11 protein-coding genes and 1 pseudogene are annotated in these 17,040 nt (G+C 52.5%); all 12 read left to right on the forward strand.

The window, feature by feature from the left end; all coding sequences use genetic code 11:
* Positions 1-99 precede the first annotated feature (99 nt).
* Positions 100-2,292, forward strand: a complete 2,193-nt coding sequence (locus tag Q363_RS20800; protein WP_035354351.1) for a GumC family protein — start codon at positions 100-102, stop codon at positions 2,290-2,292.
* Positions 2,293-2,402: 110 nt separating this feature from the next.
* On the forward strand, positions 2,403-3,590 hold the full coding sequence (locus Q363_RS20805; protein ID WP_245632363.1) for a DegT/DnrJ/EryC1/StrS family aminotransferase: 1,188 nt from the start codon (positions 2,403-2,405) through the stop codon (positions 3,588-3,590).
* A 37-nt stretch (positions 3,591-3,627) separates the two neighbouring features.
* Positions 3,628-5,205 (forward strand): Gfo/Idh/MocA family oxidoreductase, encoded by a 1,578-nt coding sequence (locus Q363_RS45580; RefSeq protein ID WP_035354352.1) that lies wholly within the window; start codon positions 3,628-3,630, stop codon positions 5,203-5,205.
* A 56-nt stretch (positions 5,206-5,261) separates the two neighbouring features.
* The gene (locus Q363_RS20815; protein WP_035354353.1) at positions 5,262-6,446 is read left to right on the forward strand and encodes a DegT/DnrJ/EryC1/StrS family aminotransferase; all 1,185 of its coding nucleotides are present in this window, start codon (positions 5,262-5,264) and stop codon (positions 6,444-6,446) included.
* Positions 6,447-6,531: 85 nt separating this feature from the next.
* Positions 6,532-7,170, forward strand: a complete 639-nt coding sequence (locus Q363_RS20820; protein WP_051979087.1) for a sugar transferase — start codon at positions 6,532-6,534, stop codon at positions 7,168-7,170.
* Between the two features lie 530 nt (positions 7,171-7,700).
* The gene (locus Q363_RS20825; RefSeq protein WP_035354355.1) at positions 7,701-8,864 is read left to right on the forward strand and encodes a glycosyltransferase family 4 protein; all 1,164 of its coding nucleotides are present in this window, start codon (positions 7,701-7,703) and stop codon (positions 8,862-8,864) included.
* A 165-nt stretch (positions 8,865-9,029) separates the two neighbouring features.
* Positions 9,030-10,100 (forward strand): NAD-dependent epimerase/dehydratase family protein, encoded by a 1,071-nt coding sequence (locus Q363_RS20830; protein ID WP_051979088.1) that lies wholly within the window; start codon positions 9,030-9,032, stop codon positions 10,098-10,100.
* A 138-nt stretch (positions 10,101-10,238) separates the two neighbouring features.
* Complete coding sequence (locus tag Q363_RS42165) at positions 10,239-11,498, forward strand: class I SAM-dependent methyltransferase (protein WP_035354358.1); 1,260 nt, start codon at positions 10,239-10,241, stop codon at positions 11,496-11,498.
* A 380-nt stretch (positions 11,499-11,878) separates the two neighbouring features.
* Positions 11,879-12,151 (forward strand): annotated as a pseudogene (locus tag Q363_RS46590) (MBL fold metallo-hydrolase); the annotation flags it as partial.
* Between the two features lie 147 nt (positions 12,152-12,298).
* Positions 12,299-13,231, forward strand: coding sequence for a hypothetical protein (locus tag Q363_RS20840; protein ID WP_245632365.1), 933 nt, complete (start codon positions 12,299-12,301; stop codon positions 13,229-13,231).
* Between the two features lie 200 nt (positions 13,232-13,431).
* Positions 13,432-15,261, forward strand: a complete 1,830-nt coding sequence (gene asnB / locus Q363_RS20845; protein ID WP_035354363.1) for an asparagine synthase (glutamine-hydrolyzing) — start codon at positions 13,432-13,434, stop codon at positions 15,259-15,261.
* Positions 15,262-15,287: 26 nt separating this feature from the next.
* The gene (locus tag Q363_RS20850; protein ID WP_035354366.1) at positions 15,288-16,634 is read left to right on the forward strand and encodes a lipopolysaccharide biosynthesis protein; all 1,347 of its coding nucleotides are present in this window, start codon (positions 15,288-15,290) and stop codon (positions 16,632-16,634) included.
* The last annotated feature ends 406 nt before the right edge of the window (positions 16,635-17,040 follow it).

Consider the following 17,040-nt stretch of genomic DNA (forward strand, 5'->3'; position numbering starts at 1 on the left):
GATTACCCTCGATCTTCGGAAACATCTGCGCGCCCGGGCCCGTGGAACCGCAATTTGTAGAGGCATTCGTTGAAATAACTTTCTAAACAGCAGATTATTATGAAGTTATCCCAGTATTACCCTGCGGTTGAGCTAGGCGAAGCCTTGCCTAGAAGGTTGCGCAAGGTGCGACATAGAAAGTCGCGTCCCTATCGCAGGCGTCCTCCGAGCGACTGGTTCCGTGCATTCAATGTTCTCTCAAAGCAGTGGCGTTGGTCAGCGCTGTTCGCGATTACGGTCATTGTGGCGGTCACGGTAGCAACCTTTTCCATGACGCCGGTTTACGAATCAGAGGGCAGACTGCAGATCGATCCCCCTGGCGCAGAGGTTTTCTCGCTTGATGCCACCGGGGTAGGGCTAATCGATTCGGAATATATCGCAACTGAGGCGCAGAAACTTCAAACAGATGACCTGGCACTGGCGACAATCCGAGCGCTTCATTTGGATTCGAATCCAGAGATATCCAGTGAGAAACGTAACGGGCCTTCTATCAGTGGCTTTGATCAGCTAACGCAGCGAGAAATGGCAACGCTTCGCAGATTTAAATCGCGGATCTCAGTTCGTCGCGATCCCTCAAGCCGTCTGGTCGGTGTAACCTTTGCCGCTCACGATCCGCGTCTTTCAGCGGACGTTGTGAACACGCTGATGAGGCTGATGGTACAGGAGAACATCGAGGCACGGAGGCGAGTGATTGCGGAATCTTCGGTATCGCTTTCGGGCCAACTCGATGACATCCGAGCGAAGATGGAATCCTCCGCGGGTGCGCTTGCCGACTTTGGCGCGAAGACGGGTATCGCCGACGTGGATCCGAATTCAAACACAGTTTATGCCGAAAAGATGGGCGATCTCAATAGAAAACTGGTGGAGGCGGAATCCGATCGAATTCAGTTTCAGTCTTTCCTGGAGCCGACTAGCAATCCCGAATCGCTGCCGCAAGTTCGTAACAATCTAGTGGTGCAGGCGCTCACTCAGAAACGTGCTGAAGCCGAGGCGCAGTTGGCTCAATCGCGCGTAATCTATGGACCCAATCATGTTGAGGTTCGCAAACTACAGAATCAAGTGAGCGAACTAGAGAGCCAGCTAAAGGCACAGAGTTCAGCAATCGTTTCGGAACTGTGGACCAACTATCGTGCTGCAAAGGCGCGGGCGGCATTGCTGAATGGACAGGTGAAGGGCGCAACAACGGACCTTGCCATTCTGTCGCAGTACAACGTCCTCAAGCGAGAAGCGCAAGCTGACCGCGCGCTATACGACACACTCTACGCCAAGATCAAAGAGGCTGGACTAGCTGCTGCATCAAAGTCGAGCAATGTTCACATAGTGAGCCAAGCCCGTGTCCTAGATCGTCCGACACGTCCTAAGAGGACGCTGAATATCATGGCAGGAATAGTCATCGGGTTGATTGGAGGGGTGGCATTGGCTTTCATAAAAGACCGGATTCAAGACCGCATTCATACTGCCGATGAAATTCGCGAGTGGACCGGTCTCCCGCCTATAGCAATTGTGCCAGCGATTCAAGCAGAGCACAGAATAGAAATCCGGGGAAGAAATCGAACATTACTAGAATTGGACTGCCCAAACGGGGAGAGCATTGTTGGACCTAACTGTTTCCTTCTGCGACGCCCCCAGTCGCCGGAGTCGGAGGCGGTACATGCACTTCGGACGCTGCTGTTCGAGTCTCCGACCGAGGATCCACCAAGGGTGATCCTCATCACATCTTCCTTGCCCGGCGAGGGCAAAACCACCCTTGCTAATAATTTGGCGATTGCGTTAGCAAAGCATGGCCGAACGTGTTTGGTTGACGCCGATCTTAGAATGCCGGCTATCGGTGGGAGTTTCAATCTGCTCCCCACAGTTGGGCTTGAGCATTACTTGCAGGGATCGGCGACCCTAGAGCAAGTTATGTATCCATCTGGTGACGTTAAAGATCTAACGATCATTCCGTCTACTACGCCGACGGAACATATTAACTATCTGCTAACAGGTAGTCCGATCAGATCATTCATGATGCGCGTGCGCGAGCACTTCGACTTCGTAGTCATCGATACCCCTCCAATATTGCTCTATGCTGACGGACTCGCCGTCTCGACTCTTGTAGATGGTGTAATTTTGGTGGGGCGCGCTGGCCAGACTCCAAAAGGGGCGATAACGCGGAGTATGGAATTACTCGAAACTATGAACTCGGCCCCGATCCTAAGCATTGTTCTGAATGCTGTAGACGAGCGTTATGGCTACAGCGCATACAGTAGTTAGACTGTTCCTGAGTGTATCGATCCGGTCGACGTCTAGCGACGAGAGAAAATCCAGACAGATGAACGCAATTTATGCTGGGCGTGTAGTGTGAGAAGTCTTAGGTATAGTTTATGAGCATGCCAAGTACAGCTATGTCGGTTCAACGCGAGTTGCAGACCTCTTCAGAGGCGTCGACCGCGACCCTTCCGTTTTTGGATCTCCGAGCACAATTCCAGGAGATTCGCAATGAACTCATCGCTGCAGTAACAGGAGTTCTAGAATCGCAGCACTTTATTCTTGGTCCAGAGGTCGAGGCGCTCGAGCGGGAAATAGCCGAATATGTGGGTGCGGCATTTGCGATTGGATGCGGCTCTGGCTCCGACGCTCTTCTACTGAGTCAAATGGCCCTCGGCATTGAGCCAAATGATGAGATTATTACCACTCCATTCACCTTTGGTGCTACGGCGGGCTCTATTGCACGATTAAAAGCTCGACCTGTGTTCGTAGACATTCACCCGGATACGTTCAATATCGACGAGCGACAGCTCGAGGCGGTAATTACGCCGCGCAGCCGCGCTATCATGCCTGTACACCTGTTCGGTCTGCCGGCAAATATGGACGCGCTTCTGGAGATCGGCCGCAAACACAATCTGGCGGTAATTGAAGATGCTGCTCAGGCAATAGGCGCTCGGTGGCGGCAGCGAAGCATTGGAAGTCTAGGAACCATCGCGTGCTTTAGCTTCTTTCCTTCAAAGAACCTTGGAGGAGCTGGCGACGGTGGCATGATTGCAACAAACGATGAACACTTGGCGCGACGCCTGCGCATGCTTAGGGTCCACGGCACCGCGAAGAAATACCACTACGACTTACTAGGAATCAACAGCCGACTCGACGCGATGCAGGCGGCGATCTTACGTGTCAAGCTTCGCTATCTAGATACGTGGACTCAGCTACGCCGACGAAATGCCGAGCGATATCACGAGTTCTTCGCGGAATACGGCCTTATGCAACGGCTAGCATTGCCACATGCGCAGTCAACGAGCTTTCACGTGTATAACCAGTATTCAATCCGCGTCCGCAGGCGAGATGAACTGCAGATATATCTGCGCGATCATGGGATCCCCACTGAGGTGTACTATCCTAGCCCTCTCCATGTAGAGCCGGCGTTTGCGTATCTCGGTTATCGCGCTGGAGACTTTCCAAACGCAGAAGTCGCCTGCCGAGAAGTACTTTCGCTGCCAATCTATCCAGAGTTGGCAGTAGACCAGCAACGTAACGTCGTTAGGACGATCTCACAGTTCTATCAACGTGAGCTCTAAAAATTATTAGAGACGGTGTTAGCTAGAAGGAGAAACAATGCTTCCAAAGATTGCCGTGATCGGAAATGGGTACTGGGGAAAAAACCTGGTTCGCAATTTTCATGCTCTTGGCGTGCTAGCGTGCGTATGTGACCAACGTGCAGAGGCTCTGCAAGATGCGCATGCCCAGTGCGGCGTGGATACCTGCACCTCACCCGAGGTGCTCCTGAGTAACCCCGAAATTCAAGGCGTTGCAATTGCAGCTCCCGCTGTACAACATTACCAACTAGTTAAGGACTTTTTGCTCGCAGGCAAAGACGTGTATGTGGAGAAGCCACTCGCGCTTCTCGTAGACGAGGGGAAGGAACTTGCTGATATCGCAGAAAAGAAGCACCGCATTCTAATGGTTGGACACATCCTCCACTATCATCCCGCAATTCTTAAGCTCAAGGAGCTCCTTGGATCAGGGGAGCTAGGCCGAATTCAGTATATCTACTCGTCGCGCCTCAACTGGGGAAAACTTCGAACAGAGGAGAATATCTTGTGGAGTTTTGCTCCACATGATATTTCTGCCATCCTGTATCTTCTAGACGAGATGCCCGTCAGCGTAACTGCGACTGGCGGTTCATATATAAATCCTAAGATTCATGACACCACGCTGGCAGCGTGTGAATTTCAGAGTGGCGTTAAAGCACACATTTTTGTGAGTTGGCTCCACCCGTTCAAGGAGCAGAGGATGGTCATTGTTGGCGAGCAGAAGACAGCCGTCTTCGACGATGTAGAAAGTGAGCGCAAGCTTGTCATTTATCCGCATCGTATCGATTGGGTGAATCGCCTACCAGCGGCTCGTAAGGATGAAGGTCGGATCGTGCTTCTTCCAGCAGTGGAACCTCTCAGGCAGGAATGTGAGCACTTCATTGAAAGTATGATCACCCGCACGACCCCGCGAACAAATGCCAGAGAGGGTGTTCGGGTGCTTCAAGTATTAGATGCTTGTGAGCGGTCCCTCCACGCGAAGGCCATAATGGTCAAGATAAATGAAACGCCAACGAAGTATTGCGCTGATCCGACCGCAGTCATTGATAGTGGTTGCGAGATCGGTTCCGGCAGCAAGATATGGCATTTCAGCCATTTGATGGCCGGGTCTCGGATCGGACGTGACTGTAATCTCGGGCAGAACGTAGTCATCAGCCCAGATGTCAAGATCGGAGACAGGGTAAAGATCCAGAATAATGTCTCCGTGTATACCGGTGTTGAACTTGAGGATGACGTTTTCTGCGGACCATCCATGGTCTTCACGAATGTGATCAATCCCCGTAGCCATGTCGAACGTAAACATGAGTACAGGCGAACGCTTGTGAAGCAAGGTGCTTCAATCGGCGCCAATGCAACTATTCTCTGTGGCGTAACGCTGGGCCAGTATAGTTTCGTAGCCGCCGGCGCGGTCGTCACTCACGATGTACCGGACTATGGACTAGTGATGGGGGTTCCAGCAACGTTATCCGGGTGGGTGTGCGTATGCGGAGTTCGTTTGGCTGGTGTAGGAAGAATAACCTGCGCTGCGTGTGGGCGTGATTATGATATCGACGCCAACTATTGCCGAGGGGCAACTCATCCATCAGTGTGCGCGGCCTAAGTCAGACAACATGTTGTATCGCTAATCATCATAGCATTGCGAGGTGGAGTGTTCTTATGGAAGATAACTGGATTCCATTTCATCGTCCATCAATTGGCCAAGATGAGATACTGGCTGTACGTGAAGTGCTTGAATCGCGCTGGTTAACAACAGGTCCGGTGACCCAACGGTTTGAGCGAGAGTTTGCGTCATTTGTCGAGTGTAAGTATGCAGTCGCAGTAAATTCATGTACAGCTGCTCTTCATTTAGCACTGGATGCGATAGGTATAACTGCAGGTGATGAGGTTCTGGTGCCCAGTTATACCTTTGCGGCGACCGCTGGAGTCGTGACCTATAGAGGAGGACGGCCGGTACTGTGCGATAGTCTGCCGGGTGGATTCAATATTGATCCGGTCGACGCCGCTAGAAGAATTACACCGCGGACACGTGCCATCATCGCTGTACACATCGCAGGTGAACCGTGCAACTTAGAAGCGCTTCGTCAGCTTGCGAAGCATCATTCCATTCACCTGATCGAGGATGCAGCACATGCACTTCCAGCCAGCTATGCAGGGCGACGCGTCGGGTCTATTTCAGAACTCACTGCGTTCAGCTTCTACGCGACTAAGACAATTACGACTGCCGAGGGCGGGATGCTAACGACCAACGATGAGGCACATGCCAGGCGAGCATCCATGATGCGATTGCACGGCATAAGTGGCGATGCGTGGAAACGATATTCTAATACGGGCTCATGGTATTACGAAATTGCGGATGCCGGATTCAAGTCGAACATGCCTGACTTGTTGGCGGCAGTGGGATTGGCGCAGTTGAAAAAGGCTACGGCGTTCCACCTTCGACGCCGCGAGATTGCCGAACTCTATTTGCGAAAATTGTCCGGCATAGAGGAGTTGGAAATGCCGCCTACTGGAGACCGGAATACCGTGCATTCCTGGCATCTGTTCATACTGCGCCTTCGCCCGGGAATGCTTGCAGCAGGACGCAATGATTTAGTTCAGCAACTAAAGCAAGCCGGCATTGGAACCAGTGTTCACTTTATTCCCCTCCACCTGCATCCGTATTATCGGGACAGGTATGGGTACCGTTGTGGCGACTTCCCTCATGCGGAGGACGCGTTCTCGCGCTGTATCTCTCTGCCGATATATCCCGATATGAACGAGACGAATGTGCAGCGCGTGACAACTGCGGTCGAGCAATTTGTTCAAAAAAACTGTCGACGTCTACCTGTCTGTGCAGATTGAGATCGGAGGTGTTGTGGTCGCGAATCCTTTCAATCCGGTACGCTCGACTGTTGGTTCAGCCTGGTGCATATCCCTTGGAAGACGATTGGTAGATATCATTGTCGCTGCTCTTAGCCTGTTCTTGTTGCTGCCGGCGATCGTCCTAATCTCCTTGGCGATCCTAATCAGTTCCGGCAAACCAATCATTTTTGTGCAAAAGCGGTTAGGTCGCCACGGGCAGGAATTTGGGTTGTTAAAGTTCCGCACGATGAAAGTCGCCGCCCAGAGGGGGCCCGGGGTAACTTGCGATGGCGATTCCCGTATAACCAAGATAGGACGCTGGCTGCGAAAACATAAACTTGATGAATTGCCGCAATTGGTCAATGTGCTGAAAGGGGAGATGACCTTGGTTGGCCCACGACCTGATCTGGAAGAATTTTGGTCGAAAGCTAGCCCAGAAGACCGCAGGGTTCTTGAACTAACTCCAGGTGTAACTGGATTGGCCAGTCTTGCGTTCTGTGACGAAGAACGACTGTTGGCGCAGGTACCGGCAGACCAACTAGCATCGTTCTATCTTCAACAAGTTCTTCCACAGAAGTCGCGACTCGACAGTAAGTATGCTGCGCGGGCGACGTTCAGGAGCGATTGTGGCATTCTGCTTAGGACAGCGCTCGTCCCATTGCTGGGGCGACACTGGATAGAAAGAGAAGTTACTACAGGTGAAATCGATGAACAGGTTTCCTGAGGATAGGAAGTTCGCACTTGCGATCCTCGATGATACTAAATCATTCGACAAATCACCACTCTCCTATTGAGGGCAGCACTTTCAATAGACTGGGGCTTGTATACAGAGTGGGGTCCGCGCTGCAAGCCGGCCATATCTTTCAATGGCAAGAGCCCGACACGGCAGTTTTGGGGCGATTTACATTGACTAGGTTCGCAATTTTGTTTTCCGTAATATCAACTTTTGATCGAGTAAATCTCCCAATGCCATATCGCGATCCAATGCGGCCCCTCGTGAAGTACTGGTTCAGTAGTTGAAGGGCGAGGGTGAATAATTTCTGCGAAACCCTCTGCGAGGCCAATGAGGATCGCCTCGAGTCAGCGGGTGGCGTTTCATCATCTACGTGTATTTCGCTTCCGGCGTTGTGATGAGGACCGTCGTTCATTCGAGGGCGGAACAGCTTTTGCGCAGAATTGCGAGCCGGGACGGTTAGGAAGCCGCGGCTTTCAATACATAGCGGCCTGGAATTATGGACCCTTTGGAAACAAACCATGTCGAGAGTTATTGACCGGAAGACGTATCGTATAGTGCATCTGACCTCGGCCCACGAAGCGCTGGATGTGCGGATATTTCACAAGGAATGCCGTTCACTTGCGCGCGCGGGTTACGAAGTCATTGTGCTCGGAAACCATGAATCGAATGACATAGTTGACGGGGTCAGACTTCAAGGATTAGGACGGAGTAGCGGTCGGATCCAAAGAATGACCGTGAAACTGATTGGCATCTGCCGAGAGGCTTTTCGAGCTGCCGGGGACGTATACCACATTCACGATCCGGAACTCCTCATGGTTGGACTCTTCCTCCGGGCCACGGGAAGGCGGGTTGTCTATGACATCCACGAAGACCTTCCTAGGGATCTACTCTTCAAAACGTATATTCCAAAACCGGTTCGGAAACCTTTGATGTGGATCGTTGAGCATGCGGAGAATGCTGCCGCACAGCTTATGAGTGGCTTGGTCACCGCTACCCCGGCTATCGCAAATCGGTTCTGTACGATGCATAGCAACACAGTTGTAGTGAACAACTACGCGATTCTCGATGAATTCGCCCCGGCCACGGGTTGGGAGTGGAAAAACCGCAATGCGTCTGTTGCTCTCATCGGCGGGATTTCCGAAGAACGTGGCATCCGTGAGATGTTGACGGCAATGGACCTTCTCCCGCGACATCTTGGCGCAAGACTCGAGTTGGCAGGCTGGTTTTACGTTGAGGGGCTCAAAACTGAGCTAGCCGCAAGCTCGCAATGGCAGCATGTAGACTGGCATGGCGGGCTCGACCGTAACAGCACTGCCTCTTTGCTCAAACGTGTCCGGGCCGGGTTGGTCGTGTATCATCCTGAAAAAAGCCACGAGGTCTCACAACCGAACAAACTCTTCGAGTACATGGCCGCAGGGATTCCTGTGATCGCTTCTGACTTCCCATTGTGGCGGAGAATTATCGAGGATGCCGGCTGCGGATTGTTAGTGGATCCGTTTAACACGCGGGCCATTGCTACTGCAATTGAGCGTCTGATAACAAATCCCACCGAAGCCGAAGCAATGGGAAAACGCGGGCGCAAAGCTGTAGAAGCGCATTTTAACTGGGCCAATGAGGAGCAGACGCTGTTGTCATTCTATTTATCACTGCTCTGTACGGGCCCTGTTCCGAAAACAGCTTAACGCGGCAACGTTGAAGAGGCCCAAACCCCTTAGGGATCGGTTCAATCGATGGCGATAACGTCACCAAATTGGCTTGGCTTTTCGACCCGCCCAATTTGAGCTCATTCGAGCAATTGACGTCACGTGAGTTGAAAGCTACTTTACACGACTTTGCTGAGAGGACTTATGAAATACAATATTAAACGGGTCGTCGTCGTAGGCGGCGCAGGGTATCTGGGGAGCACACTATGTGCCCATCTGGTCAGTCTGGGATACGAGGTTGCATCGATCGATGCACACTGGTTCGGGGACGATGCCTTGCGCCCTCTCCATGGGCACCCTGGTTTCAGTAGCCGGAAGGTAGACGTTCCACACTCCGACAAGGTGCTGCCGCTGCTGCGCGGCTGCGAAGCGGTGATATGGGTTGCCGGTCTCGTCGGGGACCCTGCTTGCGAGATCGATGTCGAGTTCACTTACACCTGCAACTACCACAGTACCCTCACGCTAGCTGCCATTTGCAAGCGGCTGGGAATCTGCAGGTTCATTTTTGCGTCCAGTTGCAGCGTATATGGTCGCTCGAACTCTGAGGTCGTTAACCTCAGCGAAGAGTCCGTTACTTGCCCACTGTCTTATTATGCGAAGGACAAGCTTGCTTGCGAGAAGGCTCTCCAGGGGATGGCCGACGATTCCTTTCATCCCACTATCCTGCGGCTCGCGACTTTATTCGGTTGGTCAAGCCGAATGCGCTTCGATCTGGTCCTGAATGTGCTTACCGCGAGGGCCTGCAGGGCGGAGACGTTGGAGATAACAGGCGGAGGGCAGCGCCGGCCCTTCTTACATGTGAAGGACGCCGCCGCCGCTTTCGCGAACGTTCTGTCTAGCGATATCTCTCTCGTTTCAAATGTCATTTTCAACGTCGGCGCTGATTCCAACAATTATCGAATCCTTGACATAGCCGACCTTATCGGCTCCGCAATTCCTTCTGCGCGGATGAAGTTTTTCTCAGAATCGATCGACCTGCGAGATTATCATGTGGACTTTTCGAAGATCGCGCGGACTCTCGGTTTTAGACCCAGGTTCTCGGTAGCTGAAGGAATTACCGAGATCCAACAGAAATTGTCCGAGGCTAACGGTATCAATATCGCAGATCCCGTCTATATCAACGAAAAGAGAACCCGTCAGCTCGTCACCGAGATTTGGAGAAACAATTACCACCCGCCATCCAGGGTAGCTGGATCTGCTGGTAGCGCGGCATGACTGGAACGGAGATCGTCAGCTCCGCTGCTTTGCGAATCGATCACGTTACCGTCATCATGCACTGAATGTGCACCGAAAAACGACAGGCTACTGACTTGGTTGGGCGATCCAACAAGTATTTGATAGGAGGAGATAAAGATGCGAAGGCGATTGCTGAAATGGCTCATATGTCCTATCTGCAATGGCGCATTGGAGCTATTTGCTTCAAAGTGCTCCAGGTTGTCCATAAATGAAGTCGATTACGATCTGTTGCGTGCAATCGCGCGGATTACAGATTCGGATGAAGTCGAGACTGAGATTATTACGGGCGCTTTGGCGTGCGCGGCATGCCGAGTGTACTACCCGATCTACAACGCTGTGCCTCGGATGCTAACTTATACCACCGAAGTAGCCCGCGTTCATCAAAGAGAAAATGCTTTGTGGATTCAAGAGCAACTCCCCGGCTTCACGCTCCCACACTGCGCTGCGCCTCCTGGCGAGGAAGAGGTCTTACGAAATTTTTCCATAGAGTGGACAGAGTTCGACTGGTCTGGACGCAGCTATTGGTCGACTACTCCGGCGAGAGCCGTGGATTGGATGCGATATTCGCTTGGTACTAGCAAGCATCCCCTCCAAGGCAAGCTTGCCCTGGAGGTCGGGATTGGCATCGGTGCAATGGCGGATGGCGTCTCTAGGGTGGAGAATTGTGAAATTGTTGGTGTTGACTTGGGCTATGGGGTAGATCGGGCACAAAAGTTCTTCGGAGAGAATCACCGACTGCACATCGTCCAGGCCTCTGTCTTCGCTCTGCCATTCCGGCGAACTACGTTTGATGTGGTTTATAGCCATGGAGTTATTCATCACACCTATTCCACACGGACCGCCTTCTCACACCTGACCGGTTTGACAAAAGAGAATGGAATGCTTTACGTGTGGGTCTACTCCCATGAGGAGGAAACTACGAGTGGGGTTCGTCGCATATTGATGCAGATTGAAAGGGCTGTTCGGCCTAGTCTTTCGCGACTGCCGCGAAGCCTCCAAATCATCTTTCTGGCGCCCGTTCTGCCTGCATATATGCTCCACCAGAGCCTGGTCCGCAGGAGGAAGATGGGGCCTGAAGCAGCAGTTAAGTATGGCTGGACGGAAGCTTTAATCGCAGCCCGTGATCGTCTCACTCCACCGTTTGCTCACCGCCATACCTATGAAGAGGTTGCCGAGTGGTTCCGATCGGAGTCGTATGGTAACTTGGAGTTCCTGCGTGACGAACCTCTTCCTGGTGGGTTCCCCGACGACCTTGTCAACCTACGGGTGTCCGTCGGAATTCGCGGATTTTCACAACCAAAACTGTCGCGAGAGCATTCAATTGGCAGTACCTTTCATTCCACTGACCAAATTCCACGACCTGTACTGAATTCGTAGGGACGAATGCCGTACGATCACGCCGTGTCGCGTCCATCGCCCCTCTTTCGAATTGCGAAACGATGGATGCTGCGCGACCATTGCTGCTGCAATTGAGCACCTGATCAGAAATCCCAGCGAAGCGGAAGGAACGGGCAGTGGGCGTCGAGCGGCCGGAAAGCACTTTAATGGGGACCAATGAGGGAGGAGCAGGTGCGACTGTCATTTTATTCATCTTTCTTACCCGGCCTTGAGGTCCCAGGGGCAGAACTCATGTCGTCGTGAGTCGCCGATGGAGAGCGCAACAACAACTATGCTGACGTTGTGTAATTGATGAGGACACGAGGCGATCGAACGACCACATTTGTTTTCGATTCATTCACCAACGACCTAGGATAGGTATGAAAATTAGGTTTGTGAGTCACGCGAGTTTCAGTGTCGAAAGCAGGGGAATCACACTCTTATGCGATCCGTGGTTGTTTGGAAAGGCATTTAACCAAGGTTGGGCTCTGTTAAGTCCAGCTGCTACGGTACATTGGGAAGAGATCGATTACCTTTGGATCTCCCATCAGCACCCCGATCATCTTCATTTTCCAACGCTCAAGAGCCTTTCTCCTCAGGAAAAGAATCGCCTGACCGTGCTCTACCAGAAGCATGCGTCGCTCCGCATTCCCAAGGTGCTGCGAGGATTGGGGTACTCCCACGTCCGGGAACTCACCTTGAACAAGTGGACATCGCTGCGCGGCGGTATTGAAGTGATGTGCGGCTCTGCCGGGTCGATGGACTCCTGGATAGCGGTTCGCGCTGAGGGTCTGAATGTATTGAACCTCAACGATTGCATGATCGAGCCGGCCCATTTGGCGTATATCTCGAGACTTGTCGGAAAAGTAACAGTGCTGCTGACGCAGTTCTCTTTTGCGAACTGGATCGGAAACCGAGCCGATGAACTGGGAGAGGCTGAAACCAAACTGCGAGAAGTGCAGCAACGAGTGACTTTGCTGAAGCCAGAGGCGACGATTCCGTTCGCCAGTTTCGTATATTTCTGTAGCCAGGAGAACAGTTGGATGAATGAGTTTGCCATTACTCCACGGCGCGTTGCAGATCTGGGTCTGCCAGGTGTGAATTTCATGTACCCAGGTGACGAATGGGACTCAGATGTGCGAACGTTCAGCTCAACCGAGGCTATCGAAAAATACATGAACGATGTGACTCGTCCGAAGGTGATCGATCCGACTCCCTCCATGATCCCGATACACATCGTTCAGCAGGCAGTAGATAGGACTTTGCGAGCGCTCCGCGCGCGGTTTGGCAAATTCACTATCAGTCAAATCAAATCGTTTTCAATATACCTGCACGATCTAGACAAGGTTTTGAAGGTCAATCCGGCGGGTACATGCGAGGTTCAGGATGCCACGGAAGAGAGGCGCCACGCTGCACGGTACGTGATGTGCAGTCAGGTGGCGTGGTATGGGTTCGCATACAGTTGGGGCTGGGGCGCGATGGAGGTTTCCGGCATGTACTTTGATTACCGCTTCAAAGAGCCGAACCCTCTAGCGTTCTACCTCAACATCCTCTCGACGGAGTTCTTAAATTTCGGTAATGTGCGCCAGGCAAAGCGAACGCTTGAGTTCATCTGGGCGAAGCGCCGTGAGCTGTGTTATCGCATGTGGGCGCAGTCCTTCCGGCGCAAAGAGTCAGATGTTGCGGTTGCCCGCGGGCGAGGCGCATCGATAGCGGCAGACCGTACCGCTTAGGGCCTGTTACCCAAAAAACGTGAGCGTTGCGAAATCCACTCGGTTACGAAGCCCATTTCTAATGGCTGTTGCCGTAGCGTTGTGGGGGAAGAGCGTCTTAGCGCCGGGGGCGCTGACTTTTGTTTCTCGGAGCCACCCACACGCAATCAACTGAAAGTACATGAAAAGTATAGCCCGCCGTATCGGAGCGGCTGAACAATATGTGCGGAATATTCGGCGCTGTAAACATCGATGGATTTTTCGATCGCGCTGCATTCGAGCGTTTTTCGAAACTCAACGACGTGACATCTTATCGGGGACCTGATGATCACGGCGTCTGCCGGCTGAAGCTTAAGCAGTCGGAAGCGCAGGTAGGTGACTGCTTCGACGTTTTTCTAGGAAATCGCCGCCTGTCGATACTCGATCTCAGCTCGAACGGCCACCAGCCGATGACGGATCAGCAAGGTCGCTGGATCGCATATAACGGTGAAATCTTCAATTACCTGGAACTGCGGCTGGAATTGCAGGCCAAGGGGCATGAATTCACCACCGACACGGATACTGAAGTCATTTTGCATGTTTACAGTGAATATGGAGAGCAGGGATTCAATCGTCTTAACGGCATGTGGGCGTTTGCCATCGTTGACGTGCCGAATCGGCGCGTAGTGCTGAGCAGAGATCGCTTTTCCATCAAGCCGATGTATCTATTACGCTTTCCCGGCTGCATCTACTTCGCGAGCGAAATCAAGCAGCTTCTTCCTCTCCTACCGACGCGCCGGCTCAATGTCGAGACCATGTCGGCATTCATCATGCAAGGATTGCTCGATCATTCGCGCGAGACTTTTTTCGAGGGGATCGTCAAGGCGGCGCCGCGGACGAACATCGTTATTGCGCTCGACACCGGGGATACTAGCGAAAGCGTGTATTGGAAATTTGACCGTACCAATCACATTGGTTCACAGCAGGAAGCCGAAGAACAGTTCCGCGAGTTATTCCTTGACAGCATCAAGCTACGCCTCCGCAGCGACGTCAAGGTGGGGGTATTGTTGAGCGGTGGACTCGATTCGTCTTCGATTGCGGTCGGCTGCAGAATGATTAGTGGTGACCGAGTCGAGAGCTATTCCATCGTATCTGAGAACGGCCTTTGCGACGAGCACCGACACATCAACATTTTGGCCGAGACGGGTCTGAAGAACCGGCAAATTGTTTTCGCATGCGACGATGTTCTTCAGGATCTGGATAAGGTACTCGATCACAACGATGAGCCCGTCGGCGGCTTCAGTGTAGTGGCACAGTACAAATTATTCCGTGCCATTAAGCAGGAAACGGATGTCACCGTTCTTCTGAGTGGTCAAGGAGGGGATGAGGTTCTTCTTGGCTACTTGAAGTTCTTCTTCTTCCACTTGAAATTGCTGTACCTACAACGGAGGTATTTGCAAGTAATGTTCCAGTTAGGTGCGAGCCTGTATCAGCGTACAGTTGTGCACCAGTTTACATTACGTTCAGCTCGACGTTATATACCGACGCTCGGTACAGGGCTGGACCGTGTATTCAAATCTCGGTTCGCTCCCGTTCCCATTTGGTCGTGTGGGGACATTGCATCTCGCCAGATTGCAGATATCGAGAAATACTCTGTTCCAGCTTTGACACATTATGAGGATCGAAACTCGATGGCACACTCGCTCGAGGTGAGGCACCCATTTCTCGATCACCGAGTGGTTGAACTCCTGACGAATGTCCCAGTCGAATGGAAGATTAGGAACGGGTGGACCAAGTACCTGTTGCGGCAATCGTTTCCGGAGTTGCCCGACACAATTCGCTGGCGCCGCGACAAACAGGGGTTCTTGACTCCCGAGAAAAATTGGCTGAAGCATGATCTGGACCAGCTGATCCGTAAAACGTTCCACGACAGTGAACTTTCCCGGGCTGGCATCCTCAATGACCGAGAATTTATGAAGTATTACGATCGGTTCCAGCGGGGAGCGGCAATCCCAGACAGTGATATCGCCCGTACGTTCATTGCGGAACGATGGATGCAGCACGCCTTCTGATGTAGGAACATGGAACACTTTAAACTATGTCGATACAGACCAGTTCTTCGGCGCAAGATGTGACGGGAAGAATTCTCGATCCGTGGCCCAAAGTGCGTCGCAGCTTTTCGTTCGCGGTCAATGTCGCCATGCTGAGCGGCGGCGCTGCGCTGGCGCATTGCTTCACCATTGCTGCGGCGCCGCTCTTGACCCGGTTGTATCTACCGCACGATATCGGCAACCTCGGACTCTTCAATACGTTCCTAGCTGTTACCGCGGTGGTGGCTTCGCTGCAGTATGACGTTGCAATCGTCTCTGCGTCTGACGAAAAAGAAGCTGCCCATCTTGCAACTGTATCAATGTTGCTCGTTCTACCAATGAGCCTATCGGGTGGGCTCTTGCTCTACGTCATGATCCACTTTTCACTAGTGGGCTTCGGCGTATTGCCGGCATATGCAGCGGGGTTGATGGTGCCCACCATCTTCTTTGCCGGCTTATTTTCGATCTTGCGCTACTGGTCTCTGCGGAACGAGAGGTTCGGTATTGTGTCGCACGCTCTCATCTTTCAGAATGGTGGACGCAGCGTGTTGCAAATCGCTCTGGGAACGATTGGATTGCATTCTTTCGGCCTGTTATTGGGTGAGGTCTTCGGGCGCGGCATTGGAATGAGCCGCATGGCGCGCAAGGCCTGGCCGGTCATCCGCAAGTATGCGCCCAACGTTCGCGACGCGGCAAGAGTGCTGGGGAGCAATCGACAGTTCCCCCTGTATTCAACGCCGTCCTCGTTGCTCAATGTGCTCGGCACGAGCCTCCCGTTGCCGCTACTAGTAACGCTCTACGGCTCAGACGTGGGCGGCTACTACTCCCTCGTGTGGAGAGTTTTGGCGGCACCGATTGTCCTCATCAGTGCCAGCTTGGCTGATGCGTTTCACAGCCGCGCTGCACTTTATGCTCGCGAAGATCCTAAACGCCTACTTAGGTTCTTTCATAGTACCTCCGCGGCCTTACTGGCTATGGGAATTACCCCAGCTCTCACTGTCTTCTTCTTCGGCGAGCCGATCTTCATGTTCGCGTTTGGGATCAAATGGAAGTTGGCGGGGACAATTGCCGTAATCGTCGCTCCCTGGTTTCTGACTTCGTTCATCGTCAGTCCGCTGAGCCGGTTAGTCTACGTGTTGCACGGCCAGCGTTTGAAGCTGATCTACGACGTGTTGATCCTCGGTGGAAACCTCTTAGTATTTGTTGCCGCTCGGCAGCTTGGTTGGACCATGCTTCATATGGTGACCATGATGAGCGGAGTAAATACTGCTTCCAAAGTCGTTTACTACCTCGTGCTGCTCCGGATCGCAGGCACTGCAATGCGGCCATCATCAATGCGGCTAAAAACGGTCTAGATTAAACCGGTCGCCAGACAATTTGATCGGCTCAAATATGGTAAATCACCCATGAAAAAATATGCGAACGAGATTGGTTCACTGCGATGACAAAGGAAGGCCGTGCCTTTCATGTCCTCTTAGCGTTTGCGTACCTGAGATGAACGATTTGCGGAAGTACCACGCGACTAATTCAGAAGAGCTTATGTCGATCGAATGAGTAAACCCGCATCGTTTGATGCGGAATCAGGTTCGGTCCATTTGATTTGTGACCCGTGGGGCTGGATGGAACTGCGTTCACTCACGGCTGGAGATTAGGTGTTTTCTGCTTGTCTGGTTGTTTCAGCAGAGCCCAATGGGTTGTGGTTCAGGCTGTTCCGGGCGATATAGGACGGTCAGAGCCGCCCCGAATCTGCATGTAGGGCAC

Source organism: Edaphobacter aggregans DSM 19364 (assembly GCF_000745965.1).
GTDB classification, from domain to species: domain Bacteria; phylum Acidobacteriota; class Terriglobia; order Terriglobales; family Acidobacteriaceae; genus Edaphobacter; species Edaphobacter aggregans.

What these genes read in the sequence shown, in the direction of transcription:
- Q363_RS42165 (WP_035354358.1), top strand. Translation starts at nt 10,239, where the DNA reads ATGCGAAGGCGATTGCTGAAATGGCTCATATGTCCTATCTGCAATGGC.
- Q363_RS20805 (WP_245632363.1), top strand. Translation starts at nt 2,403, where the DNA reads ATGAGCATGCCAAGTACAGCTATGTCGGTTCAACGCGAGTTGCAGACC.
- Q363_RS20850 (WP_035354366.1), top strand. Translation starts at nt 15,288, where the DNA reads ATGTCGATACAGACCAGTTCTTCGGCGCAAGATGTGACGGGAAGAATT.
- Q363_RS20800 (WP_035354351.1), top strand. Translation starts at nt 100, where the DNA reads ATGAAGTTATCCCAGTATTACCCTGCGGTTGAGCTAGGCGAAGCCTTG.
- Q363_RS20830 (WP_051979088.1), top strand. Translation starts at nt 9,030, where the DNA reads ATGAAATACAATATTAAACGGGTCGTCGTCGTAGGCGGCGCAGGGTAT.
- Q363_RS20825 (WP_035354355.1), top strand. Translation starts at nt 7,701, where the DNA reads ATGTCGAGAGTTATTGACCGGAAGACGTATCGTATAGTGCATCTGACC.
- asnB (WP_035354363.1), top strand. Translation starts at nt 13,432, where the DNA reads ATGTGCGGAATATTCGGCGCTGTAAACATCGATGGATTTTTCGATCGC.
- Q363_RS45580 (WP_035354352.1), top strand. Translation starts at nt 3,628, where the DNA reads ATGCTTCCAAAGATTGCCGTGATCGGAAATGGGTACTGGGGAAAAAAC.
- Q363_RS20815 (WP_035354353.1), top strand. Translation starts at nt 5,262, where the DNA reads ATGGAAGATAACTGGATTCCATTTCATCGTCCATCAATTGGCCAAGAT.